Origin of the sequence: Terrabacter sp. GCM10028922, from assembly GCF_042666095.1 — a bacterium.
GTDB lineage: Bacteria > Actinomycetota > Actinomycetes > Actinomycetales > Dermatophilaceae > Terrabacter.
The window spans coordinates 325022-349488 of the sequence record NZ_JBHTFG010000009.1 but is presented as its reverse complement, the minus strand read 5'-3'; the positions used below and the strand labels follow the sequence as shown (position 1 = coordinate 349488).

24 protein-coding genes and 1 riboswitch are annotated in these 24467 nt (G+C 71.8%); of the genes, 9 read left to right on the top strand and 15 right to left on the bottom strand.

Features of this window, described 5'->3' with window-relative positions:
• Positions 1–124 precede the first annotated feature (124 nt).
• The 5 genes from ACFQU3_RS10460 to ACFQU3_RS10440 all read right to left on the bottom strand — a co-directional run bounded on the left by ACFQU3_RS10460 (position 125) and on the right by ACFQU3_RS10440 (position 4429).
• Positions 125–808: a DsbA family protein gene (locus ACFQU3_RS10460; protein ID WP_385909411.1), complete on the bottom strand. Its 684-nt coding sequence runs from the start codon at positions 806–808 to the stop codon at positions 125–127.
• Positions 809–905: 97 nt separating this feature from the next.
• Complete coding sequence (locus ACFQU3_RS10455) at positions 906–1670, bottom strand: C40 family peptidase (protein ID WP_385909409.1); 765 nt, start codon at positions 1668–1670, stop codon at positions 906–908.
• A gap of 2 nt (positions 1671–1672) precedes the next feature.
• A riboswitch (cyclic di-AMP (ydaO/yuaA leader) is annotated at positions 1673–1849 on the bottom strand.
• A 197-nt stretch (positions 1850–2046) separates the two neighbouring features.
• Positions 2047–2757, bottom strand: coding sequence for an iron dependent repressor, metal binding and dimerization domain protein (locus ACFQU3_RS10450; RefSeq protein ID WP_385909407.1), 711 nt, complete (start codon positions 2755–2757; stop codon positions 2047–2049).
• A gap of 28 nt (positions 2758–2785) precedes the next feature.
• The gene (locus ACFQU3_RS10445) at positions 2786–4012 is read right to left on the bottom strand and encodes an MFS transporter (RefSeq protein WP_385909405.1); all 1227 of its coding nucleotides are present in this window, start codon (positions 4010–4012) and stop codon (positions 2786–2788) included.
• Positions 4013–4090: 78 nt separating this feature from the next.
• Entirely contained in the window at positions 4091–4429 is a 339-nt protein-coding gene (locus ACFQU3_RS10440) for a hypothetical protein (protein WP_385909403.1), read from the bottom strand.
• A gap of 3 nt (positions 4430–4432) precedes the next feature.
• On the opposite strand from ACFQU3_RS10440, the gene ACFQU3_RS10435 reads away from it, so the two are divergent.
• Complete coding sequence (locus ACFQU3_RS10435; protein ID WP_385909401.1) at positions 4433–5605, top strand: hypothetical protein; 1173 nt, start codon at positions 4433–4435, stop codon at positions 5603–5605.
• On the top strand, positions 5602–5835 hold the full coding sequence (locus ACFQU3_RS10430; protein ID WP_385909399.1) for a hypothetical protein: 234 nt from the start codon (positions 5602–5604) through the stop codon (positions 5833–5835). The genes ACFQU3_RS10435 and ACFQU3_RS10430 overlap by 4 nt, the downstream gene beginning before the upstream one ends.
• 209 nt (positions 5836–6044) lie before the next feature.
• Here ACFQU3_RS10430 and pdxH read toward each other — a convergent pair whose 3' ends face one another.
• A complete protein-coding gene (gene pdxH / locus ACFQU3_RS10425) occupies positions 6045–6749 on the bottom strand; it encodes a pyridoxamine 5'-phosphate oxidase (RefSeq protein ID WP_385909397.1) in 705 nt (234 codons plus the stop codon).
• A 109-nt stretch (positions 6750–6858) separates the two neighbouring features.
• Here pdxH and ACFQU3_RS10420 point away from each other — a divergent pair, with 109 nt between their 5' ends.
• A complete protein-coding gene (locus tag ACFQU3_RS10420) occupies positions 6859–7263 on the top strand; it encodes a hypothetical protein (protein WP_385909395.1) in 405 nt (134 codons plus the stop codon).
• Between the two features lie 15 nt (positions 7264–7278).
• On the opposite strand, the gene ACFQU3_RS10415 is transcribed toward ACFQU3_RS10420, so the two are convergent.
• The gene (locus ACFQU3_RS10415) at positions 7279–7905 is read right to left on the bottom strand and encodes a pentapeptide repeat-containing protein (protein ID WP_385909393.1); all 627 of its coding nucleotides are present in this window, start codon (positions 7903–7905) and stop codon (positions 7279–7281) included.
• Between the two features lie 96 nt (positions 7906–8001).
• On the opposite strand from ACFQU3_RS10415, the gene ACFQU3_RS10410 reads away from it, so the two are divergent.
• Together ACFQU3_RS10410 and ACFQU3_RS10405 are read left to right on the top strand one after the other, a co-directional pair.
• A complete protein-coding gene (locus ACFQU3_RS10410; protein WP_385909391.1) occupies positions 8002–9123 on the top strand; it encodes a citrate synthase 2 in 1122 nt (373 codons plus the stop codon).
• A 135-nt stretch (positions 9124–9258) separates the two neighbouring features.
• Complete coding sequence (locus ACFQU3_RS10405; protein ID WP_385909389.1) at positions 9259–11223, top strand: PQQ-dependent sugar dehydrogenase; 1965 nt, start codon at positions 9259–9261, stop codon at positions 11221–11223.
• Positions 11224–11336: 113 nt separating this feature from the next.
• Here the strand turns inward: ACFQU3_RS10405 and ACFQU3_RS10400 are convergent, their stop codons facing one another.
• Complete coding sequence (locus tag ACFQU3_RS10400; RefSeq protein WP_385909387.1) at positions 11337–12218, bottom strand: DUF559 domain-containing protein; 882 nt, start codon at positions 12216–12218, stop codon at positions 11337–11339.
• A gap of 319 nt (positions 12219–12537) precedes the next feature.
• Here ACFQU3_RS10400 and serC point away from each other — a divergent pair, with 319 nt between their 5' ends.
• Both serC and ACFQU3_RS10390 read left to right on the top strand, forming a co-directional pair.
• Positions 12538–13662: a phosphoserine transaminase gene (gene serC / locus ACFQU3_RS10395; RefSeq protein WP_385909527.1), complete on the top strand. Its 1125-nt coding sequence runs from the start codon at positions 12538–12540 to the stop codon at positions 13660–13662.
• 149 nt (positions 13663–13811) lie between these two features.
• Positions 13812–15158: a lytic transglycosylase domain-containing protein gene (locus tag ACFQU3_RS10390; RefSeq protein ID WP_385909385.1), complete on the top strand. Its 1347-nt coding sequence runs from the start codon at positions 13812–13814 to the stop codon at positions 15156–15158.
• Positions 15159–15258: 100 nt separating this feature from the next.
• On the opposite strand, the gene ACFQU3_RS10385 is transcribed toward ACFQU3_RS10390, so the two are convergent.
• The 4 genes from ACFQU3_RS10385 to ACFQU3_RS10370 all read right to left on the bottom strand — a co-directional run bounded on the left by ACFQU3_RS10385 (position 15259) and on the right by ACFQU3_RS10370 (position 19331).
• Positions 15259–15792, bottom strand: a complete 534-nt coding sequence (locus tag ACFQU3_RS10385) for a ferritin (RefSeq protein WP_385909383.1) — start codon at positions 15790–15792, stop codon at positions 15259–15261.
• Between the two features lie 156 nt (positions 15793–15948).
• Positions 15949–17235, bottom strand: coding sequence for an MFS transporter (locus tag ACFQU3_RS10380; protein ID WP_385909381.1), 1287 nt, complete (start codon positions 17233–17235; stop codon positions 15949–15951).
• Positions 17232–17681, bottom strand: coding sequence for a MarR family winged helix-turn-helix transcriptional regulator (locus ACFQU3_RS10375; protein ID WP_385909379.1), 450 nt, complete (start codon positions 17679–17681; stop codon positions 17232–17234). Before ACFQU3_RS10375 ends, ACFQU3_RS10380 begins: the two co-directional genes overlap by 4 nt.
• A gap of 150 nt (positions 17682–17831) precedes the next feature.
• Complete coding sequence (locus ACFQU3_RS10370; protein WP_385909378.1) at positions 17832–19331, bottom strand: NCS2 family permease; 1500 nt, start codon at positions 19329–19331, stop codon at positions 17832–17834.
• A gap of 58 nt (positions 19332–19389) precedes the next feature.
• Here ACFQU3_RS10370 and ACFQU3_RS10365 point away from each other — a divergent pair, with 58 nt between their 5' ends.
• A complete protein-coding gene (locus tag ACFQU3_RS10365; protein WP_385909376.1) occupies positions 19390–19644 on the top strand; it encodes a DUF2530 domain-containing protein in 255 nt (84 codons plus the stop codon).
• A gap of 29 nt (positions 19645–19673) precedes the next feature.
• Here ACFQU3_RS10365 and ACFQU3_RS10360 read toward each other — a convergent pair whose 3' ends face one another.
• From ACFQU3_RS10360 to ACFQU3_RS10350, 3 genes are all read right to left on the bottom strand, one after another.
• Positions 19674–20585 (bottom strand): DUF3027 domain-containing protein, encoded by a 912-nt coding sequence (locus tag ACFQU3_RS10360; RefSeq protein ID WP_385909374.1) that lies wholly within the window; start codon positions 20583–20585, stop codon positions 19674–19676.
• 4 nt (positions 20586–20589) lie between these two features.
• Positions 20590–20985 carry a cold-shock protein gene (locus tag ACFQU3_RS10355; RefSeq protein WP_385909372.1) on the bottom strand — a complete coding sequence of 132 codons (396 nt, stop codon included), beginning with the start codon at positions 20983–20985 and terminating at the stop codon, positions 20590–20592.
• Between the two features lie 111 nt (positions 20986–21096).
• A complete protein-coding gene (locus ACFQU3_RS10350) occupies positions 21097–22035 on the bottom strand; it encodes an aldose 1-epimerase family protein (RefSeq protein WP_385909370.1) in 939 nt (312 codons plus the stop codon).
• A gap of 71 nt (positions 22036–22106) precedes the next feature.
• Between ACFQU3_RS10350 and ACFQU3_RS10345 the strand changes: the two genes are divergently transcribed.
• Positions 22107–24398 carry a helicase-associated domain-containing protein gene (locus ACFQU3_RS10345; protein WP_385909368.1) on the top strand — a complete coding sequence of 764 codons (2292 nt, stop codon included), beginning with the start codon at positions 22107–22109 and terminating at the stop codon, positions 24396–24398.
• Positions 24399–24467 lie beyond the last annotated feature (69 nt).

Sequence of the window (24467 nt, the reverse complement as noted above, 5' to 3'; positions counted from 1 at the left end):
GAGCCGGGGCGCGTCACGGCCGGTCGCGATGGGGGCTGCCGGCCGAACGACGGTGGGTGCTCCCGAGGAGGGGACGGGAGCACCCACCGAAGCCCGTCGTCTCCCGAAGTGCGCGGGTCCCCGCTCAGACCGTCTGCGTCGCGACCCCGCGCAGGAGGGCCAGGTAGTCCTCGACGGGGCGCGCACCCGACACGGCGGCGTACCCGTTGGCGACGACGAACGGCGTCGAGGTGACGCCCATCGAGTGCGCCCGCTGCTCGTCGGCTCGCACCTCGTCGGCGTACGTGTCGGAGGCGAGCACCGCCGAGACGCGGCGCTCGTCGAGGCCGCACTCGGCGGAGAGGCGCTGGAGCACCTCGTGGTCGTCGATGGCGAGGCCCTCGCGGAAGTGTGCGGAGTGGAAGCGCTCGACGGCCGCGGACCGCAACGCCGGGCCACCCATCTCGCGGCCGAGCACGCAGAGGCGGTGGGCGTCGAAGGTGTTGGCCCGCACGGCGCTGTCCCAGTCGAAGATGAGGTCGTCCGCCTCGGCGACCTCGCTCGCCGTCGCGTTCATGAGTCGTCCGGCCGCCCGGTCGACGCCGTGCCGGGCGCCGACGTGCTCGTCGACGGGCACGCCCCCACCGACCCGGACGTCCGGGTCGAGCTCGAACGAGCGCAGCCGCACGGTGACGTCGTGGGGACGCTCGAACGCTGCGACGGCGGCCTCGAGGCGCCGCTTGGCCACCCACGAGTAGGGGCAGACCAGGTCGCTCCAGAGCTCGAGCTCGATGAGGGTCGTGGACTCGGCGGCAGGCTGCACGGTCATCGCCTCAGTCAACCATGGACCGCGCTGACCCCGGAAAAGCGTTGCGCCCCCACCGGACTCCGGTGGGGGCGCAACGAGAAGAGGCGGGAACGGGCGCTCAGATACGGCCGTACATCGACGGCGTGGTCCAGATCGAGTGGTTGCCGATCACGGTGCCGGTGCGCTGCGCGTCGATCATGCGGCCGGGGCTGACGTAGATGCCCACGTGGTAGATCGGCGAGCCGAAGAAGACGAGGTCACCGGGACGCGGGCTGCTGACGGGCGTCGAGGCCGCGGCCTGCGCGGACGCGGTGCGCGGGATCGAGATGCCGGCCTGGCGGTAGACGTAGGACGTGAAGCCCGAGCAGTCGAAGCCCGACGGCGTCGTGCCGCCGTAGACGTACGGGACGCCGAAGAGCGACTGCGCGATGCCGATGATGCCGGTGGCGCTGGGGTCGGGAGCGACGTTGAGGGCGGTGCGGCTCGCGGAACGCGACGCACGCTCGGAGGCGGCCTCACGCGCGGCGGCGGCCTCTTCGGCTGCCTTCTTCTCGGCGCGCTCGGTCTTGACCTTGATGTCCTCGATGACAACGGGCTTGACCGTGGCTGCCTTGAGGGCGGGCTTGGCGTAGCCGATGGCAGAGAGGGCGTTGGACGCCTTCAGGGTGCCGACCTGGGGGCCGACGACCGCGGGGCCTGCGACGGTCGAACCGTCTGCGGCGCTCGCCGGACCGGCGAAGGTGGCCACGAGGCCACCCGAGGCCGCGACGATGGCGGCACCCTTCACGGCGGGCTGAGCAGACTCCTTGGCGATCGTCTTGAGCTCGGAGATCGCGTTGAATCGACCGGGGGCGCGGTGGCGCCCGGGAACGTTCTGAGCCACGTTTGACCTCTCGACGCCTACGAGGTGAGCTGTCGGGTTCGGGCTGGAGGTACTCGCCCGGCCTTCGCTCGGACCCGTTCGGGTCCACGGAGGGCTTCACCCCGAGGACGTCTCTCGACGCCCGGAGAAAGTGGTTCCCCCGCTCCTGCCGTGCGGTTCGTACTGAGCCTCAGGTCGATGGCAGGACTAGGCGGTCCGACCCGGGGCACTCGCTCGACGGGGAGAGCAAGTGCGGCCAACCGTACCCAACCCCATGGTCCTTGTCACCTTGGCGTCCACCGAAGTCAAAGAATTTTCATCGACGTCTTCCGAGGTGTGGCAAGGCATGCCAAAACGAGGTGCCGGACCGGGGCAAACCCTGACGGATGCGGCGTGTTCACGCAGCGGTGCTCGCGGCTGCCTGGCAGAAGACGTGGACGGCGACGTCGTGAGGCAGGGAGACGCCCGTCGACGGCTCGCTGCCTTCGCGCACCGCCACGACCCGGCCACCCTCACGCACGACCTCGACCCGGGCCCCGGGCACGACGCCGGCGCTCGTCAGCAGCGCGAGCGCCTCGGGGTCGACCTGCACGGGCTCACCGATGCGGCGGATCGTGACGACCGCCGGCACGTCGCCGACCACCGCTGTCAGCGTGCTGAGGCCGCTCAGGAAGTCCTCGTCCTGACGCACTCCGAGCTCGGCGAGACCCGGGATCGGGTTGCCGTAGGGGGACTCCAGGCCCTCGCCGATCAGACCGAGGATCTTGCGCTCCACCTTCTCGGACATGACGTGCTCCCAGCGGCACGCCTCGTCATGGGCGTACTCCCACTCGAGACCGATGACGTCGACGAGCAGACGCTCGGCGAGGCGGTGCTTGCGCATGACGCGCGTCGCGAGCAGCCGCCCGTGGTCGGACAGCTCGAGGTGACGGTCTCCGGAGACGGCGACGAGGCCGTCGCGCTCCATGCGGGCCACGGTCTGCGAGACGGTCGGACCGGAGTGGCCGAGACGCTCCGCGATGCGCGCGCGCAGAGGGACGATGCCCTCCTCCTCGAGCTCGTAGATCGTGCGCAGGTACATCTCGGTGGTGTCGATCAGGTCCGTCACGGTCATACCTTCTCAGAATCCGGGAGCGTCAGGGACCGCTCGTCGCCGTGCCACGTGTCGGGTCGTGTCGTGGCACCCAGATGCGCAGCCATCCCGCCCCGACGAGCGCACCCACGCCGAGCACGACCGCGGAGGCGCCGAGGGACATGATGGTGCTCAGCCCTGACAACGCCAGGGGGCCCGCGGCCCTTCCCACGTCGGCGCAGAGGCGCCAACCACCGAGGAACTGCGCCCGGCCGTCGGCGGGGGACGCGTCGGCGCCGAGGGTCATGATCAGACCCGCCCCCAGCCCGTTGCCGACGCCGAGGACGGTCGCGGCCGCGGTCACCGCGACGAGGCTCGTCGCGAGCGGCAGCAGCGCCATCCCGAGGCCGAGCACCACCATGCTCGGCACGGCCGCGGCCACCCGGCCGTAGCGGTCCATGAGCCAGCCCGAGGGGTAGAACAGCGCCATGTCGATGGCGCCGGCGACCCCGAAGACGAGCGAGGTCTGCGCGGGTGAGAAGCCGACCGACTCGGCCCACAACGGCACGAGCGCCTCGCGGATGGCGCGCGCTCCCGCGACGCACATCGCGCCGGTGCCGAGCGTGAGCAGCACGTGCCGGTGCTGCAGGAGGACCGACACGACGCTGCGCGGTGCCCCGGCGGCCGCGAGCCGCTCGGCCGCCCCGGTGACGTCCGGCGCGACGAGGACGAGCACGAAGGCGGCGATGCTCGCGACGCCGCCGACGGCATATGCCGACTCCGTGCCCCACCGCGTGATGACGAGCGAACCGACGAACGGGCCGACGAAGTAGCCGATGCGGTGGACGCCGCCGAGCGTCGACAGGGCCCGGGCACGCATCGCGACCGGCACCGCCTCGGTGAGGTACGCCTGTCTGGCGAGCCCGAAGAGCGCGCCGGCCAAGCCGATGACGAGCACCCCGGCGAAGAGCACGGCGAGCCCGTCCGCGAGCGCCGCCACGAGCATGCCGACCGCCTCGACGACGGCTGCCACCAGCAGCGCACGTCGCTCGCCGATGCGAGCCGCGAGCGCACCGGACGGGAGGTCACCGAGGAGCTGGCCGAGCCCCATCATCGCGACGAGAAGCGCGGCCACGCCGACCGACGCCCCCAGCTCTCGGGCCGAGATCGCGACGATCGGCGAGACCGCACCCGCCCCCGTCGAGCCGAGGAGCGTCGGGCCGTACGCCGACAGGGCGATCGCGCGCAGGCTGCCCCCACGCTCGTCGCCGCCGCCCCGAGTATCGGTCACGCCACAGGACCCTAACGATTGGGTTTCTCGGCTGGCCCGGCCGACCGGCCGACGAAACCATGGGCGGATGGCCAGGACTCAGAGGACGAGCAGACCGAGGGCGGTGGAGGCGGCATTGGCGGCGACGACCGCCAGGGCCAGCGTCACCGTGTCCTCGCGAGCCCTGACGTGCCACCACCACACGAGCAGCACGGTCTCGACGGCGACCACCACGGCCTCGGCCATCACGAGCTGCCACGGTGACCCGAAGCCGGTCGAGACGGCATACAGCACGGGGTGGGTCACGACGTTGACGCCGACCGCGCCGGCGACCGCCCCGGGCGGGCCCACCCATCGGGCCAGCCGCGCGAATGCGGCGACCATCGGCACCTCGACCCCCAGCGTCAGCGCCAGGGCCACGAGCGCGGCCGGGGTCACCGCGTGACCACGCAGACCCGGCCGGTCAGTACCGACGCCGACCCGGGCGTCGCTCCGCGCTCGCGTGCCATCACCCTCCTCGTGCTCGGGGCCGTCGGCGCTTCGCTCGCCGTCGCCGTCGGGTCCCCCATCGCGACGTCGGTCATCGGCCTCATCCTCTTCGGCATCCTGCACAACCTCCTCGAGATCCGCTACGTCGCGGGCCGCTTCTCCGGCGTGCTCGGCCGGCCGTTCCTGGACCTGCTCGGCGCGCTCATCACGGGCATCGTCGTGTGCCGGCTCCTCGTCGGCGTGGTCGGGCGTCCGGCCCAGCTCGCCGAGATCCTCCTCGGCTACGGCGTCCTCGCTGCGGCGGCCTGGCAGGGGCTCGACGGGCGGCGGCGCGTCACGGCGTTGGCGGTCGTGGGAACGGCGTCGGTCGTGTCGCTCACCTTCCCGGCGTACCACTTCGTCGTGCTCACCCACCTGCACAACGTCGTCCCGCTGTTCTTCCTGTGGGAGTGGTCGCGCCGCATCGTCTCTCGACGGGGGCGGCAGGCCTTCCGCGCGGTCCAGCTCGTGTGGGTCGTCGCCGTCCCGGCCGTCATCCTGCTCGGGCTGATCGACGGGTCGCTCGGCGCCGACCCGGGCATCGTGCGCAGCGTTGTCGGTGACGGGCACTCGGTGGTGGCCTCGAGTGCCCCGCCGGGGGCGGCGGCCACGGTCGTCGGCATGCGCTTCCTCACCGTCTTCGCGTTCATGCAGACGATGCACTACGTCGTCTGGGTGGCCCTCATGCCCCGCGTCGCCCCGGATGCGTCGGCGGCGTTCGAGGCCCGGGTGCCCTGGGTGACGGGCCCGCGGCTGTGGGCGATGGGCTTCATGGCGGCGGCCGTCTTCGCCGTCCTCTTCGGCGTCGACTTCGTCCAGGGCAAGGCGTTGTATGCCGCCCTGGCCAGCTACCACGCGTACCTCGAGCTCCCCGTGCTCCTGGCGATGCTGCTCGGGGCGCGGGGTCTCGCCGCGGCGACGTCCGGCGGTCCCGACGACTCGACCCACGACTCGACCGAGGTCCCGGCCGGAACGTCGGTCGGTCATGTCACCGCGGCTCCGGTCGGCGGCGGGGGCGGCACGGGTCGTGGCCTCGGTCCGGGCAGTGCCGCGGCCGTCGCCCCCGAGCCGGAGGTCCATCCGTGACGTTCGCCGGCGCTCTGCTCGTGCCCGCCGACGCTGCCGCACCGCCGGACCAGACGTGGGGACCGATGCTCGTGGTCGCGCTCGTCGTCGTGGCCGTCGTCGCGCTCATCGTCGGCTTCGGCCGGATCACACGACGCCCCGGGCGCGGCGAGGACACGCCCGGCCGACCGGACGACACGACGACGAGCGACGACCCGCTGCCCACGGACCCGCCTGAGGGCCATCCGTAAAAAGGTCTTGCCGCCTGATTCGGGGGCGACGTACGGTCGAGTCGTCGAACAACGAAGGGAGGTGATCCGAGAAGTGATTTCTTCCGGAGCGTGTGAGGTGGCCACGCGATAGCCGCGTCCCCATCCACACCCATGGATGAAGCAGGGCAGTCCGACCTCGTCGGGCTGCCCTGTTCCATGTCGTTGCGCTGTCCGGGACGAGCCGACGGTCAGGGCTGGAGACGCAGCATCGTCCACGCGGTCTGGTCGGCGATGTCACCGCGCCCTTTGCGGCGGAACACGATCCGGTCGTGGAGCCGGTTGCTGCGCCCCGCCCAGAACTCGACCTCGTCGCACACGATGCGCCACCCGCCCCAGAAGTCAGGGACGGGCACGTGGCCGCCGTTCTCCGTCTCGGGGAAGCGCTCCAGTGCGTCCTGCCACCGGCGCTCGAGCTCGGCCCGGTCGGCGGCCGGCCGCGACTGGTCAGACGCCCAGGCCGACAGCCGGGAGCCGTAGGGACGCGAGTCGAAGTACGCCTCGACCTCGTCGCGGCCGATGAGCTCGGCGGTGCCGCGGAAGCGGATCGCGCGGTAGATCGCCGGCCAGGTCAAGGAGGCGGCGATGCGGGGGTTCGCCTGCAGCTGCTGGCTCTTCGCGGACTCGAGGTTGGTGACGAACCCTGGCCCGCGCTCGTCGAAGAAGCGCATGAGGACGGTACGGACGTCGGGTGCACCGCTCGCGTCTACCGTCGCGACGGACATCGCGGTCGGCTCCGGTACGTCGTCGCGCTCGGCTGCAGCGGTGACTGCCCCGTCGATCCAGGCGCGCGCCTGCAGGTACGGCGATGCGGCCACATCGCCCTCGACGAGCCCGTCGCCGCGGTAGTCGACCCGGCGCACCGCCGCGAGCCCGTCGTCGGGAGAGCTGTCCATGAGCCCAGACTAGGGTTGTGCGCGAGAAGGACCGCGCGGACGTCAGGCCACGGCGCGCGCGGACCCGTGCGAGGAGCCCCGGCACGCCGGGGCCGTGAGGAGTCACACGATGGCAGGCAAGGGCAAGCTCGTCACCCAGACCGTCAAGCTCGGCATCAAGTACGGACCACAGATCTGGGTGGCCACCCAGGCGCTGCGCGAGCCCGCCAAGGAAGCGGCGAACAAGGCGATCTCGAGTGAGCGAGCCCGGCGTCAGGCCATGGCCCACGCCACGTCGCTCGCCGACGGCAGCATCCTCAAGGTCTACAAGGGTGATGTCTCTCTCTGGGTCGTCTTCAGTGGGGACGAGCCGGTCGGTGTCCACCCGGAGACCGACATGCCGCTCACGGCCCTCGTCGAGCGCGCCGACCTGACGAAGCGGATCCGCCCGCAGGACAAGGTGAAGGTCACCGACCGCGCCAAGGACGCGGCGACCGCGGCCCTGCGCCGGGGCAAGCCCAACCAGATCAACTGACCAGCGCGCCCTGCGTCAGTCGGCGATCGCTATTCCGAGCTCGGAGGCGAACGCGTCGGCAAGGTCGATCACCTGGTGACGGCTCAGAATCGCGCCCCTGAGACCGGCCAGCCCGGTCGGTGAGCGCAACGTCGCCCCGGACAGGTCGAGCCCGGCGTAGCTCCCACGCCCGAAGGACGGCTGGACCAACGTGCAGCCCTCGAAGGTCAGCCCGTCGACCGTCGCCTCCTGCAGGTCGAGCTCGGTGACGACGCAGTCGACGAATGCGACGTCCTTGAGCCTCGCGCCCCGCAGGTTGAGGAAGTCGACCTTGCCGCCGCGCACCGTGACGTCGCGCCACGTCGAGCCCCACGCCGAGACGGCCGCGAGCCGGCAGCCCACGAGGGCCGTGTCGGCGAGGCTGGCCTCGCTGAGCGTCACGCCGACGCCCTGCACGCGCTCCCACTCGGACTCGGACCACCGCGAGCCCTCGAGGTGGGCCTCGTCGAGCGTGCCGCCGACGAGCGAGCACTCGAGGAACGTGTGGCCCTCCGCATGGGCCCCCGTGAAGTCGGTTCCTTCGAAGCGGACGGCGTCGTGGTAGTCGTCCCGCGTGGCGAACACCGCACCACGAAACTTGATCTGGTCGGCTGCTGACGGCATACGGTGAGTGTGGCAGCCACGACCGACGGGTCCCTCCCGGTCGCAGGCTGCCGGCCTCCACACCGCGGTGGTACCGCCTGCACAGCAAGGACCGACATGGCAGACAGCACGCCCGACCCTGACTTCAAGCCCGGACTCGAAGGCGTCATCGCCTTCGAGTCGACCATTGCGGAGCCGGACAAGGAGGGCGGGGCCCTGCGGTATCGCGGTGTCGACATCGACGACCTCGTCGGACACGTCGACTTCGGCCACGTCTGGGGGCTGCTCGTCGACAACGAGTTCGATCCCGGCCTGCCCCCCGCGGAGCCCTACCCGCTGCCGGTCCACACGGGCGACGTGCGGGTCGACGTCCAGTCCGCGCTCGCGATGCTCGCCCCCGTCTGGGGCTTCAAGCCGACCCTCGACATCGCCGCCGACGAGGTGCGCGACAACCTCGCCCGGGCGGCCGTCATGGCGCTGTCGTTCGTCGGCCAGTCCGCGCGGGGCCTCGACAAGCCGATGGTCCCGCAGCGCGAGGTCGACAGGGCGCGCACGATCACCGAGCGGTTCATGATCCGCTGGCGGGGCGAGCCCGACCCGCGGCACGTCGAGGCCGTCGACGCGTACTGGGTCTCGGCCGCCGAGCACGGGATGAACGCCTCCACCTTCACGGCGCGGGTCATCACCTCGACCGGCGCCGACGTCGCGGCCGCCCTCTCCGGCGCAGTCGGTGCGATGTCCGGGCCGCTCCACGGCGGCGCGCCCTCGCGCGTGCTGCACATGCTCGACGGCGTCGAGCAGCTCGGCGACGCCACGGCATACGTCAAGGGTGTCCTCGACAAGGGCGACCGGCTCATGGGCTTCGGTCACCGCGTCTACCGCGCCGAGGACCCGCGCGCCCGCGTTCTCCGTTCGGCCTGCGAACGCCTGGGCGCCCCGCGGTACGAGGCCGCCGCAGCGCTCGAGAAGGCCGCCCTCGACGAGCTGCACGCCCGCCGCCCCGACCGCGTGCTCGCGACCAACGTCGAGTTCTGGGCCGCCGTCATCCTCGACTTCGCCGAGGTGCCGTCGTCGATGTTCACGCCGATGTTCACCTGTGCACGTACGGCCGGCTGGTCGGCGCACATCCTGGAGCAGAAGCTGACCGGTCGGCTGATCCGCCCCTCGTCGCGCTACGTCGGTGCGAGCGAGCGGCGTCCCGAGGACGTCGCCGGCTGGACGCCCGACATCGGCCGCTGACCATCCCCGAGTGCCCGCCGCTTCGACGAGCGGACGGGCGCCCCGGCGCGTAGCCTCGCGACAGGAGTCACGAGGTCACTGAGTCGGGGAGACACGATGGTGCAGCGGCTGCGAGTCCGAGGTTCGATCGCTCTGGTGGGCACGCTGCTCGCCGGAGCCGCACTGGCCGTCGAGCACCCGCCGGCGGCCCAGGCCGCGCCGACGCTGCAGGTCACGACGGTCGTGTCCGGCCTCAGCTACCCGTGGGACATCACGTGGGTCGGCGGCCTCATGCTCTACGACCTGCGCGCCGGCCAGGTGTGGAGCAAACGTGGCAGCAACGCACCGCGCCGGGTCGCCATCTCCGGTTTCCCGTCGATCTACGTCAACAGCGAGGGCGGCCTGCTCGGTCTCGTGGCCGACCCCGCGGCATCGACGAACAAGCGCTTCTACACGTGCCAGTCGGTCCGCAGCTCGTCGGGCGGCGCCCTCGACGTGCGAGTCCTGCGCTGGCGCCTGACGAGCGACACGAGTGCCGTCTCGGACGGCGCGCCCGTGATCACCGGCCTGCCGATCACGACGGGCCGCCACTCGGGCTGCCGACTGCGGTTCGGCACCGACGGCAAGCTCTACGTCGGCACCGGCGACGCCGCCGTCGGCACCAACCCGCAGAACCTCGGTTCGCTCGGCGGCAAGGTGCTCCGCGTCGGCTGGAACGGCGCCATCCCGACCGACAACCCGTTCTACTCGCGCGGCGGCAACGCCCGCTACGTGTGGCAGTACGGCCACCGCAACATCCAGGGGCTTGCGCTGCGGCCGGGCACGAGCGAGCTGTGGACCGCCGAGCACGGCACGAGCCGCGACGACGAGATCAACCTTTCGGCGCGCGGCGCCAACTACGGCTGGGACCCCGTGCCCGGCTACGACGAGTCGACCCCGATGACCGACCTGTCGAAGTTCCCGTCGGCACGGGTGGCGATGTGGTCGTCCGGCTACCCGACCGTCGCGACGAGCGGTGCGACCTTCCTGCGCGGGTCGGCGTGGGGCGAGTGGCAGGGGGCCCTTGCCGTCGGACTGCTCAAGGGCGAGGGCATCTACCTCATGCGGTTCAACCCGTCACCGACGACGACGCGCGTGGCCTCGGTGACGCGGCTCGCGGCCGCCCAGGGCTACGGCCGCATCCGCGCCGTGCAGCTCGGACCCGACGGGTCCCTCTACTTCACGACCTCCAACGGCAGCAACGACAAGATCGTGCGCATCCGCCCGACCGCCTCCGTGCCGAGCAGGTCGGGCGGAAGCCTCATCTCGCCCGTCGGCGTCACGGCGGCGCGCACCGGCACGCAGCTGATGACCTTCGTCCGCGGCACCGGCGACGGCGTCTCGTTCCGACGCAGCACCAACGACGGCTCGTCCTGGGGCGGCTGGACGTCCGCCGGTGTCACGTCGACCGACGCACCTTCGGCGACGAGCTCGCGAGCGGGCCGCGTCGACCTCTTCACCCGCAACGGGTCGCGCCAGCTCGTCCACACGTGGTTCCAGGACGGCATACGCAAGGGGTCGGCCAACCTCGGCGGCACGGTCATCGCCCAGCACGGCGCGTCCCTCGGCAACGGGACGATCGACGTGTTCGCCGTGGCGCCGACCGGCTCCTCCTGGCGCAAGCGCTTCAACGGCACGAGCTGGAGCGGCTGGGTCTCCGTCGGCGGGGTCTTCACCTCGGGCCTGTCCGCGTCGGCGAAGGCGGCCAATGGCACCATCCTGGTGACCGGGCGCGGCACGAACGGCGCGACGTACGAGCGCGTCTTCACCGCGAGCGGGGCGAGCACCGGCTGGGTCCGGCGCTACGACAACCTCGCGGCCTGGTCCGACCGTGCGCTCGGAGACGCGTGGCCGGGTCGGGCCCTGGTCGCGGTCGGCAACGGCGTCGACCGGCATGCGGTCGTCCAGCGCGGCAGCACCCTGACCGGTCTGGCGCCGGTCTTCACGTCGGCCCCCGACGTCGTGACCCGGGCCGACGGCACGTTCCTGCTCTTCGGGCGGGGCGCCGACGGGCACCTCTGGGTCTACAACGGCAGACCCGGCGCCTACACCAGCACCTCCCTCGGCGGCACCGTCCGCTGAGTGCCGCGCCGGTTGCTCGCAGCCGCACCCCTCGCTCGTCCTGGCACCTCCTGGAGGGAGTGCATCTGCGACGACGCGGGTGAGCCGAGAGCAGCCAGACCAGACTCCCTCGGTCAGCCGGCGCGCCGGCTCAGCGTCACGGCCTCGTCGATGCGGCGGCGGATCCGGTGCGGGTGCCGCAGGTCGGCCCACACGAACCGAACCACGACCCACCCTGCGCGGCGCAGCGCGTCCTCTCGCCTCTTCTCGTCGAACAACACCTTCGGGCTGTCGTACTTGACCCGGCCGTCGAACTCGACGAGCACCCGTGTGCCGTCCACGGCGAAGTCAGCCCGGTACACGCCCGAGTCGGTTGCGACGTGCACCTGTGGGGTCACGGTGATGTCGAGCAGCCGCAGCGTGTGAGCGAGCAGCGACTCGCCCACGGACTCGATGCGGCTGTCGGCGTGGTGGAGCGCGGCCCGCACCTCGCCCACGCCACGGTGCCCACCGAAGCGCGCGAGCGCGCAGACCAGCTCGTCGGGCGTCACCATGGCGCGGTGCAGGGCGGCATCTGCCGCGACCAGAGCGGTCAGCGGTGAACCGACGAGTCCGGCCTGGACGATCGCGACCGCCGTCGGGACCCGGTCGCCACCGGGCAGGCAGGGAAGTGCTCTCGCGACGTGCACCCCGCCGGACCGCTTGTCGGATCGCCGCGTGCGGTGGGTCAGGTGCACGAGGTCGAGGTCGGCGGCATACGTCGGCAGGCCCTGCAGGACGAGGGTGCTGTGATGGCTGACGAGGGCGCGGCCACCAAGCCGGCGGAAAGCGGCCATCGATCGCAGCGCGTGTCGGTCGCGCTCGTCACGGGGCTTGCGGGTGGCGTAGTAGCCGCGGACGAGCGGCACGAGCGATCCCTCGGTGACGAGCCGCGCCAACGCGTCAGCGCTGACGCCCCACCGGCCCGCGTCCGCTGCAGAAAACACGTCGTTGCGGGCGATCGTGGTGAGGTCCATGTGCCGACCCTCTGTCCGGAGGGAGCGTCGGCGAAGGGCCGGCCCGGGCGGTGTGGACAACCGGACGCACCGCCGCACCCCTGTGGACGATGCGCACCCTGTCGTCCCAGCCACACCCTCTCCCGGACGGTGACGAACGACGAAACAGTGCAGCGGCGGTCGGTGTGGGCGTCCACACACCGAGCGGGCGTGTCCGAGGCGTGGGCAGCTGCGGTTCAATGGCCGGGGTGACAACGGCGTCATCCGCCATCAACACGCCCGCCACATCCTCGAAACGTGGCCGCATTCCCAAGGTGAATCCGTGACCGAAGCACCCGCCGTGACCCAGCCCATCACCATCCCGGCCGAGCTCCTTCCGGCCGACGGACGGTTCGGCTCCGGACCCTCGAAGGTCCGTCCCGAGCAGCTCGAGTACCTCAGCTCCCTCGGACGCACCGTGCTCGGCACCTCGCACCGCCAGGCCCCGGTCAAGAACCTCGTCGGCGAGGTCCGCTCCGGCCTGCGCGACCTCTTCAGCCTCCCCGAGGGCTACGAGATCATCCTCGGCAACGGCGGCTCCACCGCGTTCTGGGACATCGCCGCGTTCGGGCTCGTCCGGGAGCGCTCGCAGCACCTCGCGTTCGGTGAGTTCTCGAGCAAGTTCGCCAACGTCACCAAGGCTGCCCCGTTCCTCGGCGACCCCACCATCGTCAAGGCCGACCCCGGCACGCTCGCGACCCCGTACGCCGAGGCCGGTGTCGACGTCTACGCGTGGCCCCACAACGAGACCTCCACCGGTGTCATGGCGCCGGTCCAGCGCGTCGAGGGTGCCGGCGACGACGCCCTCGTGCTCATCGACGCGACCTCCGGTGCCGGCGGCCTCCCGGTCGACATCACGCAGTCAGACGTCTACTACTTCGCGCCGCAGAAGTGCTTCGCCTCCGACGGTGGCCTCTGGCTCGCCGCCTTCTCCCCCGCCGCGCTCGCCCGCGTCGAGCAGATCGCCGCGACCGGCCGCTGGGTGCCCGACTTCTTCAGCCTGCCGACGGCCATCGACAACTCGCTGAAGAACCAGACCTACAACACGCCGGCCCTCTCGACCCTGGCGCTGATGAAGAGCCAGCTCGACTGGATGAACGGCAACGGGGGTCTGGACTTCACGACCGCCCGCACCAAGGACTCCTCGACGCGCCTCTACACGTGGGCCGAGCAGACCGACTACACGACGCCGTACGTCGCCGACCCCGCGGCGCGCTCGCAGGTCGTCGGCACCATCGACCTCGACGACTCGATCGACGCCGCCGAGGTCGCCAAGACGCTGCGCGCCAACGGCGTCGTCGACGTCGAGCCGTACCGCAAGCTCGGCCGCAACCAGCTGCGCGTCGCGATGTTCCCGGCCGTCGACCCCGAGGACGTCACGACGCTGACGAAGGCCATCGACTTCGTGGTCTCCGCGCTGCGCTGAGTCGGCGCACGCCCCGAGAGGGCCAGCTCCCGTATGCCGGGTGCTGGCCCTCTCGCATGTCCTCGCCCTCGCGTGCGTGACCTTTGGCGGCGAGCGTCGTTGAGCCCGGCAGACCGCCAAAGGGGGCGGCAGTCGTTCGAGGAGTCACCATGGTCCGCATCGTCCGCGCAGGCACCACCGCGCGCCGCGTCGTTGCCGCCCTGCCCGTCATCGCCCTGGCGAGCGCCGGCATCGCGTTCGCCGCCACGCGCGGGCCCGACACGGTCACGCCGACGTCGATCACGGTGCCCGACGAGGCCATCCAGGAAGGCAGCCCCGTCTACCCGCAGGCCGGTCCCGCGCCGGCCCCGATGCAGCTGCCGCCGGTCTACCAGACCTTCACGCCCGACTACGCGCGCGTCGACGTGCCCGCCGAGGCCCGCGGCGCGGTGACCGCGATCAACGCGCTCGCGCCCGTGCGGCTCGACGCCAACGGCATTCCCTCGGTCGCCGTCGCGGCCTACCAGCGTGCGGCCGGGCTGCTCGGCAGGGTCAAGCCTGGCTGCGGCGTCGACTGGGCGCTGCTCGGTGCGATCGGCCGGGTCGAGAGCAACCACGCCCGCTTCGGCGGCAACGTGGTCGACGCGAGCGGCATCGCCCGCCCCGGCATCATCGGCATCCCGCTCGACGGCTCGCGCGGCACGGCACGGATCACCGACACGGACGACGGCAACCTCGACCGTGACTCCGTGTTCGACCGTGCGGTCGGTCCCATGCAGTTCATCCCGACGTCCTGGCAGATGGCCGGCCGCGACGGTGACGGCGACGGCGTCGCCAACCCGCAGAGCCTCACCGACGCCGTCACGGGAGCGGGCGTGCTGCTGTGCTCCGGCGGCACCGACCTGCGCACGCCGGGCGCGGCGTACCGTGCCGTGCTGCGTTACAACCACTCCGACTCGTACGTCCGCACGGTCCTGTCGATCGCCGACGCGTACCGCCGCGGCGTGACGGTCGTCCCCATGAACGCGATCCCCGCCGCCCGCCCCGCGTCGGGGAGTGGCTCTGCCACCCCCGAGGGCTCGGGCTTCGCGTATGCCGGCTCGCCGGCTCCCCGTCCGACGGCTTCGCCGAGCGCACGCCCCACACCGAGCTCCTCGGCGAAGCCGTCACCCTCACCGTCGGCCACGCCCAAGCCGTCATCGTCACCGAAGCCGTCGGCCGGGCCGAAGCCGGCACCGAGACCGTCACCGACGAAGCGCTCCCCCGGCATCCCCGTCCCTCTGCCGTCGGTGCCCGGTGTGCCGCTGCCCTCGGTGACGGTCCCGGTGCCGCCGGAGCCGCTGCCCTCCCCGACGCTGCCCGCGGAGATCGTCCGGCTGCTGGCGCTGCCCCACCTGCCGCTCCTGCCCGGCGACCCGAAGGAGCTCGTCCGGGTGCTCGACCCCCTGACGGCAAAGCTCGTCTGCGTCCTCGACGAGAAGGTCGTCACGTGTCCCACGGGTGGCCTGCTCGGCTGACCCCCACTTCCCCACCCCGGCCGAGCAGCACCCCTGCGAAAAGCGGAAGCGGCCGCCCCGTCCCGGGCGGCCGCTTCCGTCGTCTGCGTAGTGGCCGGCGTCAGGCGCCGGCGCCCGCGATGGGCGGGGCCGACGAGTCGTCGGCCTGGCTGCCGCCGCCCTCACGTCGCAGGTACTCCTCGATCGTCTCGAGGTCGTCGCGGTTGCGCTCGACGATGGTCAACAGGTCCGACATCGAGCTGACCTCCTCGACCTGCTCCTTGATGAACCACTGCATGAACTGGTCGGACGCGAAGTCGTGCTCGTCGCGGGCCACGGCCGTCAGCGCGTTCACCTGGTCGGTGACCCGCTTCTCCTGGGCGAGTGCGAGCTTCACCGGCTCGACGACGTCGGAGAACGAGTTGGTCGGCGCCCCGACGCCGGGGATCGTCACGGTCGAGTCGGTGTCGAGGAGGTACTGCACCATCATCATCGCGTGGTCGCGCTCCTCGAGCGCCTGACGGTAGAAGAGCGCCGCCATCTGCGGCATCGTCAGGGTGTCGTAGTAGACCGCGATCGCGACGTACTGCTGGTGGGCAGCGAACTCGTGGCCGATCTGCTCGTTGAGCAGGTCGACGAACTTCTGGGCAGCCATGGTGGCTCCTCGGCAGTGGCTTCGACGGGGTGGGCGGACCCCATCCTAGGGACCGCCCGGGTCCGGCCGGTCAGCGGTTCACGACGGCGGCGATGACCGCGATCGCGATGAAGAGCACGAGTGCTGCGACCGTGATCCGGTGCCGGAACTTGAAGTTCACTTCGTCACCTCGGGGACCGTCGGGACCTCCGAGGCGAGCTGGATGCGCAGCCGCGGCCGCGCCTGGGTCTGGAAGGTCACCGCGACATTCTGCCTACGCGCGAACCACAGGGCTATTGCGACCACGCTGAGGCCGACCGCGATGGTGCCGATGCCGATCGTCCAGCGAGGTCCCCAGGCGTCGCCGATCCAGCCGATCACGGGTGCCCCGACGGGGGTGCCGCCCATGAAGATCGCCATGTAGAGCGCCATGACCCGACCTCGCATGACCGGGTCGACGCTCACCTGGACCATGGCGTTGGCCGTCGTCAGCGCCGTCAGCGCGGACAGGCCGGTCGGCACGAGGAAGACCGCGAAGAGAAGGTAGCTCGGCGCGGTCGACAGCAGCGCCGTCGAGACGGTGAAGCCGACGAGCGCGAGCAGCAGGACGCGCAGGCGGGGACGCGCCCGTCGTGCCGAGAGCAGCGCTGCCGCGAGCGAGCCGACGGCCATGATCGAGCCGAGGAGGCCGTACTCCCCCGCTCCCTTGTCGAAGACCTTCGTGGCCATGAGCGCCATCGTCAGCTGGAAGTTCATGCCGAACGTGCCCAGCACGAAGACGAGCGCCATGACGAGGACGAGGTCGGGGCGGCCTCTGACGTAGCGCAGCCCCTGGCGGATCTGGCCCTTGCCCCGCGCCCTCGGTGACGGCGTGAGCAGGGCGGTGTTCATCCGCAGGAGGGCGGCAAGCACGAAGACGAACGTGGCGGCGTTGACGTAGAGCGCCGGCGCGATGCCGAACCAGGCGATGACGAGCCCTGCGACGCCTGGGCCGACGAGGCGCCCGAGGTTGAACGACGCGCTGTTGAGCGCGACGGCGTTGGGCAGGTGCTCGGTGTCGACCATCTCCGAGACGAAGGTCTGGCGCGCCGGGTTGTCGACCGCCGTCGCCACCCCCTGCAGGAACGCGAGCGCGTAGACGTGCCACAGCTGCACGACGTCGGTCGCGGTGAGCACCGCGAGCAGCAGGGCCGTGAGCAGCAGGGCGGTCTGGGTCAGGAAGAGGATGCGGCGCTTGGGGAAGCGGTCGACGAGCATCCCCGCGAACGGCGCGAGGACGAGGAACGGCAGGAACTGCAGCCCCGTGACGGCGCCGAGCGCGATCGCGGAGTGGTCGGTGAGGACCGTGAGCACGAGCCAGTCCTGGGCGACCCGGCCCATCCACGTGCCGACGTTGGAGACGATCGCGCCGGAGGCGTAGATGCGGTAGTTCGGGATGGAGAGCGAGTGGAAGGTGGGGCTCATTCGCTGGCCACCTTGGCCAGCACGTCGGCCGCGCGCTGCAGCAGCTCCCGCTCCTCGTCGGTGAGGTGCTCGAAGCGCGAGAGCATCCACTCGTCGCGGTGCCGGCGGATGCGGCGCAGCGCCTTGCGGCCCTCGGCCGTCAGGGACAGGATCACCTGTCGCCCGTCGGTGGGGTCGTCGGCGCGTGAGACGTAGCCCGCGGCGACGAGGGCGGTCGTCGTGCGCTTCATGCTCGGCGCCGACACGCGCTCGATGTCGGCGAGCTCGCTGTTGGTGCGCGCGGTGTCCTCGAGGCGCGCGAGCACCGAGAAGTGGTGAGGCGGCAGCTCGCGGTCGGACTCGAAGCGGACGCGGCGAGAGATGCGCATGCAGGCGAGCCGGATGTCGTTGGACAAGGAGACGAGCTCAGCCCTCGAGAGTGGGGCGATGGGGGTCTTGGTACGCAAAGCAGGTCCTCGGAAGTTCAGTCTGGTGATGCTTAGCCTAACTCATTACCTCGGCTAACCATTCCCGTCCGTCCAGGTCCCGGAAAGCCCCCGTACGCGTGAAGGCCCCCTCCCGAGCGGGAGGGGGCCTTCACGGCATACGGCGGCCTCTCAGGTGAGGACCGACTCCAGCGGCGTCTTGAGGAAGTACACGACGAAGAATGCCGCCACGATCCACAGCAGTGGGTGGATCTGGCGGGCGTGGCCCCTCGCGATCTTGACGAGCACCCATGCGATGAAGCCCGCGCCGATGCCGACGGTGATGTTGTAGGTGAACGGCATGAGCACGATCGTGAGGAACGCCGGCAGCGCGACCTCCATGTCGTCCCACTCGATGTTCTTGACCTGCGACATCATGAGGAAGCCGACGATGACGAGAGCCGGGGCGGCCGCCTCCGACGGGACCACCGCGAAGAGCGGGGCGAGGAACGTCGCGAGCAGGAACAGCACACCCGTGACGATCGACGCCAGCCCCGTGCGGGCCCCCTCCTCGACGCCGGCCGCCGACTCGATGTAGGACGTGTTGCTGCTGACGCCACCGGCACCGCCCGCGATCGCGGCGACCGAGTCGACGACGAGGATGCGGTCGGTGTGCGGCGGGTTGCCCTGGGCATCGAGGAGCTTGGCCTCGGTGCCGATCGCGACGACCGTGCCCATCGTGTCGAAGAAGTCGGCCAGGAGCAGCGAGAAGACGAACATCACAGCCGTGACGATGCCGAGCTTCTCGAAGGAGCCGAGCAGGTTGAACTGGCCGAGGATGCCCAGGTCGGGCGTGTTCGTGACGGAGTCCGGCAGCTTCGGCACCGTCAGCTGCCACGCCGACGGGTTGGTCAGCGCGCCCTTGTCGTCGAAGACGCGCGGGCCGATCTTGAAGATCGCCTCGAGGACCATCGCGAGCGCCGTGGCCGCGACGATCCCGATGAGGATCGCGCCCTTGACCTTGCGGATGAGCAGCACGGCGATGAGGAAGACGCCCACGACGAAGACGAGCGTCGGCCAGCCGTTGAGGCTGCCACCGATGCCGAGCTCGCTCGGGACCGAGCCGGGCGAGGTCGGGCGGCGCGCGAAGCCCGCGTCGATGATGCCGATGTAGGCGATGAACAGGCCGATGCCCACCGAGATGGCCACCTTGAGCTGAGCCGGGATCGCCCTGAAGACGGCCTTGCGGAAGCCGGTGAGGACGAGCACGAGGATGATGACGCCCTCGATGACGACGAGGCCCATGAGGTCGGCGTACGTGACCTTGTCGGCCGCGTGGGTGATCACCATGCCGGTGATGAGGCCGTTGATGCCCAGCCCGGCCGCGAGGGCGATCGGGAAGTTGGCGAAGAGGCCCATCGCGATCGACATGACGCCCGCGATGACGGCCGTGCCGACGGCGACGAGCAGCTTGCTCTGGTTCAGGTCGGTCGTGCCGCCGATCATCGTGCCGGAGCCGTCGACGACGCCGGACAGGATGATCGGGTTGAGGACCACGATGTAGACCATCGTGAAGAAGGTGACGACGCCGCCCCGGACCTCACGGGCGACGGTCGACCCGCGCTCGGTGATCTTGAAGAAGCGGTCCAGCCCGGCCGCGGCCGCCGGACGAGTGCGCGTATCGGTGGACATGGCGCACACCCTAGTGGCGCGCGGTTCGTGCCGGGCGACCAGACCCTAGGCTGTCTGCGTGACCGACGAGCCCACCCACGACGAGCCGACGACGCCCGAGCAGATCGAGCCGCTCCACGTGCCGATGCTGCGCATCGTCGAGGTCGGAATCGCCCTGTGGGTCGTCGCGCTCGTCGTCACGCTCGTCGTGCCTTCGCTTCACCAGGACGGCCGTGACTGGTGGCCGTGGGCGTGCGTCGCCGGCATCGTGCTGGGCGGCATCGGGTGGGCCTACGTACGCCGCGGGCGGGGCAACGCCCGCGACGCCGCCTGAGTGACCTCCCCCAGCCCGACTGCTGGCAGTCAGTCGGTGACGGGGTCGTCGGAGCCGTGCTGCTCCTCGTCGGGCGCCTGGGCCACGCCGGGAGTGGTGTCCTCTGCGGTGGTGTCCTCTGCGGTGGTGTCCTCGGCCGGGCTCTCCTCCGCCGGGGTCTCGCCCGCCGGAGTCTCGTCCTGTGCGGCGGGCTCGACCGGCTCGAGGTCGACGGCGAACTCGTCGACGATCGGGTCACCGACCGACGTCGGCTCGGGGTGGTCCATGTCGGTCTCGGAGTGGGCGCCGCAGCCGTGGTCGAGCGACACGACCCGGCCGTCGGACGGGCTCCACTCGTTGGCGCACACGCCGAACGTCGCGCGCAGGGCACCGGCCATCGGCAGGAAGTAGCCGCAGGTCGTGCACTGCTCGGTGGCCTTGAGCGCGATCTCGGACGTCGGCCCTGCGTCGCCCTCGTACCACCGGCTGGCGGCGGCCTCGCGGCCCTCGGCCGAGAGCACCCGCGGCCGGCCCAAGCCCAGCTCGAAGAACGCCATCTGGTCGACGTCCTCGTCGCCCGTCGCCTCGAAGCCGTACTCGAGGTTGGGGTCGTCCGGACGGTAGGGCAGCACGTCGCCGGCGCCGAGGTCGCCGGGAGCCAGCCGGTCGGCATACGGCAGCCATTCGGGTGCGAGGACGGCCTCGGGGCCGGGAAGCAGGTTCGTCTCGCAGACCGTGGCGACCTTGGCGCGCGACACCCGCGCGACGCTGACGCCCCACCGCCACCCGCGGTACCCCGGCGACGTGCACTCGAACCAGTGCATGCCGAGGCGGTCCTCGAGCAGGTCCATGCCGAGGTGGGCTCCGATGGTGCCGGGCTCGGCGACCTCCTCGAGCACGCCGCGCGCGAGGTCGGACGCCGCGAGGAGCACGGCGTCCTTCTTGGTGGCGGTGACGGTCATCCGGTCACTTCTCCAGCTCGTCCGCGAGGCCGCGCAGGGCACGCGCGACGTTGGAGGTCAGCTTGCGCTCGGGTCGGCGGCCGCCGCGGTAGGCGTTGCCGATGCCGTCGAGCAGCTGGACGACGTCCTCGATGATGACGACGAGGTCCTCGGGCGTCTTGCGCGTCTGGGCGACCTTGTTGGCGGTGACCGACTGGACCGGGTCGAGCACCTTGACCGACAAAGCCTGGGCCCCCTTGCGACCCTCGACGATGCCGAACTCGACGCGCGCGCCCTTCTTCAGGGTCGTGACGCCCGCCGGGAGGGCGTTCGCGTGCAGGAAGACGTCCGCGCCCGAGTCCTCGGAGATGAATCCGAAGCCCTTGTCCGCGTCGTAGAACCTGACCTTGCCAGTCGGCACAGTCCACCTCGTTGCTCGTCGTCGGTCGCCCGCGTGATGGCGCGACCCGATGGCGCTCCTTGCGCTCGACTCCAGCCTAACGGCTCGGAGCAAACCGGATTTCCGGCCCGGTCAGGCCGGGGAGATGCCCCAGGTGCCGGTCCACTCCTCGCCGGGCTCGAGCACGACGAGGCCGTCTCCCGAGTTGAAGGCGTCGGCGGGACACGTCATCGGCTCGACGGCGATGCCGACCTCACCCTTGCGGTCCTCGGCGATGGCGGTGAAGACCTGCAGCCACGGGAAGGCGACGTCGGCCCAGAGCGTCGTCGCCCGGTCGGCCGCCGAGACGGTGCAACGCCACATGCCGTCCTCGTCGCGCACGACGTCGGTGTAAGCGGTGTCGAGCCGCGCGTCGCCGACTCGGCGCGGCTCGCGGAAGTCGAGGTCCGTGCCCTCGACCGGGTGGGTGGCGTGCGGCAGGAGTCGCTCGTCGACCTCGAGCCACGACTCGGCGGGGATGCTCAGCTCGACGTCGGGCAGCAGGGTCGCACCGATGGCGAGGTACGGGTGGGCGCCGTAGCCGAAGGGCGCAGCCGACGGTCCGACGTTGCGCGCCGCCGTCGTGACGATCAGTCCGGAGTCGTCGAGGACGTAGGTGGTGCGCAGGTCGAGGAAGTGGTCCCAGCCGGGCTGGGGGTGCAGTCGGTAGCCGACCGTCACCATGTCGTCCTCGAGCTCGACGAGCTCCCACAGGGCCCAGCGCACCAGCCCGTGGCTGGCGTTGCCGCGCGCGACCTCGGTGACCGACAGCTGGTGCTCGGTCCCGTCGAACGTGTAACGGCCGTCGCGGATGCGGTTGGGCCAAGGCATCAGCTGCTGGCCGCGACCGGACGCGCACGTCTCGTCGGGCCCGTAGCCGGCGACGAGGTCGACCCCGTCGCGCGTCAGGGTGCGCAGGCCCCCGCCGACCTCGACGACGGTGGCTTCGAAGGGCCCGTGCCCGATGGTCCACTGCTGGCCGGTGGGGAAGGCCGCCGACTGGGCGGGTGACGCGGGCGAGAGCGCGCTCATGGGGGCAACGCTAGCGGGCGGCGCGGGCGCGCGAGGCTGAGCCCGCCGTGGACGGGCAGTAGGTTGGGAGGATGGCCACCCCGAGCCGGAGCCTCGCTGACGACATCCGCGGTCGCAGCGACGCGGAGCTCATCGACCTCGTGCTCGCGCGCCCCGACCTCGCGCGTCCGGCCCCGGCCGACCTGACGAGCCTCGCGGCGCGGGCCGGCACCCGCGCCAGCGTGCAGCGTGCCGTCGAGGCCCTCGACCGCGGCCACCTGCAGGTGCTCGAGGCGGTCGTCGTCGCGGGTGACGCCGCCGACCGCGACGTGCTGCTCCGGCTGCTCGGCACCGACGACGCCGAGACGGTCGACGGGCTCGTGCAGGACCTGTGGCGCTCGGCGCTCGTCTGGCGCGGCGCCGACGGTGACCATGTCGTGCGCACCGTCCCGGAAGTGCTCGGGACGGCGGTCGCGGGGTTGGGTGCCCCGATGCGCGAGCTGCGGCCGTCCGCGCGGCCGGAGGAGGCCGACCCGGAGCACATCGCGGCGACGATCGCCGCGGCTCCCGACGACTCCCGCGCCATGCTCGAGCGCATGACGTGGGGCCCGGCCCTCGGCGTGCTGCCGACAGCCAGCGCGGGACGCACGACCGCGCGCTGGCTCATCGAGCACCACCTCCTCGTCCCCGTCTCGGCCGACCGCGTCGCCCTGCCTCGCGAGGTGGGGCTCGTGCTCCGCGACGGCCGGCTGCACCGGACCACCGAGCTGACCCCGCCGCCGATCGAGTCACGGCAGGTGTCGCTCGTCGACGCGGCCGCAGGTGGCGCGGCGAGCGAGTGCCTCACGCATGTCGACGAGCTCGCCGCCATGTGGGGCGCCGAGCCGCCGCGCGTGCTGCGCGCCGGCGGAGTCGCGGTGCGCGACCTGCGCGCCACGCAGACGGCGCTCGACCTGGACCCGGACCACACAGCATTCATGGTGGAGCTCGCGTACGCTGCCGGGCTCGTCGCCGACGACGGCGAGGTCGTGCCCGTGTGGGCTCCCACGTCGGAGATCGACGACTGGAGCTCCAGGGAGGCCGGGCACCGCTGGGGCACCCTCGCGCTCGCGTGGCTCGGCTCGACCCGCGCACCGCACCTCGTCGGCCGGCGCAGCACCGGCGCGGGTCCCGCCAACGCGCTGGGTCCCGACATCCAGTGGCCTGCCATCCGAGCCATCCGTCGCGAGGTGCTGCGCGAGCTCGCAAGCCTCGACCCGGGCGGCGCACCCGCTCCGGACTCCCTGCGCGAGCGGCTCGCATGGCGCCGGCCCAACCGCGCCGCGTCATTGCTCGACGAGGCCGTGGACGCCGTCCTGCGCGAGGCAGAGTGGCTCGGCGTCACGGGACGCGCCGCGTTGTCGGGGGCCGGCCGCGCGCTCCTCGGCACCGCCACGCCCTCAGCCCCGGGCCAGACCGACGCTCCGCTGGTCGACCGGGTGGCGGCCGCGATGTCACCCCACCTGCCCTCGCCGGTCGACCACATCCTCGTCCAGGCCGACCTCACGGCGGTCGCGCCCGGTCCGCTCGTCGGCGGCCTGGGGTCGTTCATGCGTCTCGCCGCCGACGTCGAGTCGCGCGGGGGCGCCACCGTCTACCGGTTCACACCCGAGTCGGTGCGTCGGGCGCTCGACGCGGGATGGACCGCGGCCGACCTGACCGAGACGATTCGCCGGTCGAGCCGCACCCCCGTGCCGCAGCCCCTGGAGTACCTCGTCGCGGACGTCGCCCGCAAGCACGGGCAGACCCGGATCGGTGGCGCGGCCGCCTACATCCGCTCCGACGACGAGTCGGTGCTCGACACGATGCTCGCCTCGCGCGACCTCGCCCCGCTGCGTCTGCGGCGTCTCGCGCCGACCGTCCTCGTGTCGTCGGCGGACCCCCGCGTGCTCGTGGACCTCTTGCGCGACAACGGGTTCGCGCCGGTCCACGAAGGCCTTGACGGTGCCGTCGTGCATTCCGAGACGCCACGTCGTCGGGCCGGGTCCCGCCGCCGCACCGCCGGGCCGACCGTGTCGCCGGTCGACCGCGCGCACACCCAGGCCCTGGTCGACGGGCTGCGCGCGGGTGAGGCGACGGCCGAACAGCGCCGCGCCGACGACGAGACGAGGCCGGGGCCCCGCATCCAGGCCATGGACCCGATCGTGACCCTGTCGCTGCTCCGCGACGCGGTCGCCGACCGACACGGGGTCTGGATCGGCTACTCCGACGGGCACGGGGCGACGACGCGCCACCTCATCCACCCGCAGCGCGTCGAGGGTGGCCGGGTCCGCGCCACCGACGAGTCCGGGCATGAGAAGAGCTTCTCGGTCCACCGCATCACCGGCGCCACCCTCGAGAGCTGAGCGGTCGCATCGACCGGAACGACAGTCGCAAACACCGGCCTGCGGCCTGAACGGGTGGTCGGTCCGGCC